At 77.8% G+C, this 2,599-nt stretch carries 1 pseudogene; it reads left to right on the top strand.

Features of this window, described 5'->3' with window-relative positions:
* A pseudogene (locus L1885_RS26915) lies at window positions 1-2,269 on the top strand (SAV_2336 N-terminal domain-related protein); the annotation flags it as partial.
* Between the last annotated feature and the right edge of the window lie 330 nt (window positions 2,270-2,599).

Raw genomic sequence — 2,599 nt, 5'->3', positions numbered from 1 at the left:
GGACGGCGCGGTCGGCTGGGTGCGCCCCGACCAGCCCGCCACGCCCCGGCCGAGGGGCGGGCAGCCGCTGCACGCGGCGCAGGTGGTGCGGCGCTTCCGCTCGGCGGCCTCGCGGGACGCGGGCCGGCTCGCCGGCTATCTCGCCGCCGCCCCGCTGTGGATGCCGGTGATGCAGCTCGTGCAGCGCACGATGCTGCCCGACTCCGGCCCCGCCGAACTGGCAGAGGTGCTCCTCGGCGGCCTGATGCGGCTCGACCGGGACGCGGACGCCGAGGGCGGGCCCTGGTACTCGTTCGAGCCGGGGGTGCAGGACGAGCTGCTGGCGCCGCTCACCCGCGAGGAGGCGCTGCTCGTCCTCAAGCACTGCTCCGACTACATCGAGCGGCACTTCGGCAAGGGCAGCTGGAACTTCCCCGCCGTGGCCGCCGCGCAACTGGACCGCGGGCGCTCCGGCATCGACTGGCCGGTGCCGCACCGCGGCGCCGGCGCGGGCCCGCTGTACCTGGAGGGGGACGAGGAGGCCGAGGAGGCGCGGCGCGCCCGTTCCGCCGTGCCGCACCCGTTCGCGGAGGTCGCGGCCCACGTGCTGGAGCAGTTCATGGCGTCCCCCGCCCCCTTCGCCCAGGACGGCGAGCAGGCCGACGACGCCCCGGACGCGGTGCGCTCCGCATGGTCGCTGGTGCGCGACTACGAGGCCGACGGCATGATGCAGCACCTCGTCGACGCCGTGCAGCTGCTGCGGGCCGCGGTCGCGGGCGACGAGCGCGAGCACCCGGCGGGGGCCGCGGGCGGCGAGCAGGCCGACGAGGGGCGCACCGAGGTGCGCACCGCCCTCGCCACCTGCCTGCTGAGGCTGTGGGAGGTCCAGGGCGGCGCCGGGCTCCTCCAGGAGGCGGAGGAGGCGGCCGGCTGGGCCATCGCGCGTTCCGGGGGCGCGCGCGGGCGCGCGGTGCTCGCCGGCATCCTGCACGCGGCGGCCGACGACCGGCTGCGGCGCGGGGACGAGCGCGGGGCGCTCCAACTGCTCCAGCGCGCCGATCGCGAGTACACGGCCGCCTGCGCGGCTCCCGGCATGGCCCCGGCCGACGCGCTGCGGCTGACGCTGGAGCGGGTGCGGGCGCTGGAGAGCGAGTGGCGCCTCGGCCACGACAGCGCCCTGCTGCAGAGCGCCGTCGGCACCCTGGAGGCGTTCTCCGACGCCTGGCCCGACCAGCGCAACCGCCCCGCGGCGCTGCCGCTCGCCCTCGGGCGCATGCTGCTGCGCCTGTCGGGCGCCACCGAGGACACGGAGCAGGCGCAGCTGTACGCCAAGCAGGCCGCGCGGTCGCTGCGCACGGCCCTCGGCGAGCAGAACGGGGTCCGGCAGACGGGCGGCACGCAGGCGAGCACGGTCCTCGACCTGGCGGACGCGCTCCTGGCCTCGGGCGACGGCCTCGACGACGGCCTCACCCTCGTCGGCCGCGCGCTCGGCATCGTCCGCGACGAGCGGCTCAGCGCGCAGCTGCGGCTGCGCGAGGGCCGCCTGCGCCTCGCCCGCTACGAGGCGGGGGCGGGCGCCGCACCCGCCGGGGACCCGGACGAACTGCACGAGGCCATCCGGGCGTTCGAGCTCGCGGCCCGGGGCACCCCGCGCGACACCACCGCCCACGCCGACGTCCTCGCGGAGTGGGGGAGCGCGCTGCTGCGGCGCGCGAGCCTGCCCGGTGAACAGGAGCAGGTGCACGCGGCCGTCCAGGTCCTGCGGGACTGCCGGGCGGAGACGGCACCGGAGGACCCGGACCAGGCGGGCCGGCTGCTCATGCTCGGCCGCGCGCTGATGATCCGGCACCGGATCGCCGAGGACCGGGTGGACCTGCGCGAGGCCGAGTACCTGTTCGGGCTCGCGGCACGGGAGGCCGGCGACCCGCTGACGGAGGCCCTCTGCTGGCTGGAGCTCGGAGAGGCGCGCTTCGCGGCGCACCGGGTGCTGCACCGGCCGACGCGGCTGCACGAGGCCGCCGAGGCGTTCCGGGAGGCCGCGGACGCCGGGCGCCGGGCGGAGGAGCGCGCGAACGACGCGACCCGCGCGCTCACGGGCCGGGCGGGGGACGCGATAGCGCTCCAGGGCCGCGCCCACCACGGGCGGGGCAGGACCCATGCCGAGGAGGACCGCCCGCGCGCCGCCCGGGACGCCTACCGCGCGGCACGCGAGCAGTGGCGGAAGCTGCCCGACGGGGGCGGCGAGGAGGGACGCGAGACCCTCGACCGGCTCGCGGAACTGGACGCCTGAGAGAGCGTCTGCGGACCTGAGCGAGAACGACTGCCGTTGGTTTTCATCGCCTACTCTTGACCGAACTTGACTGTTTAAGGCCGGAGTTGACCGGGAACTCTCTCGTTTCGCCTGGAGCGGTGCATGCCGCCGCCACGCCGGCCCTGTTCGGCCCTGCCGGCCGGACGCACGCCGCAAGGGGGGTGGACCCGTGCCCGCGCGGGTAGTCAAAGGGCAGCGCGCCGTGGTCGCGGCGCGACGCCGCCGCGCGACGCGGGGCCCGGACGGGGAGCGCACCCGCCGCCGCGGGCCCCGGCGCCGCACGACCGGGCGCCGTACGGTCCGGCCGGA

The organism is Streptomyces fuscigenes (genome assembly GCF_021556455.1).
Lineage (GTDB): Bacteria > Actinomycetota > Actinomycetes > Streptomycetales > Streptomycetaceae > Streptomyces > Streptomyces fuscigenes.
This window is presented reverse-complemented; position numbering and strand designations above follow the sequence as displayed.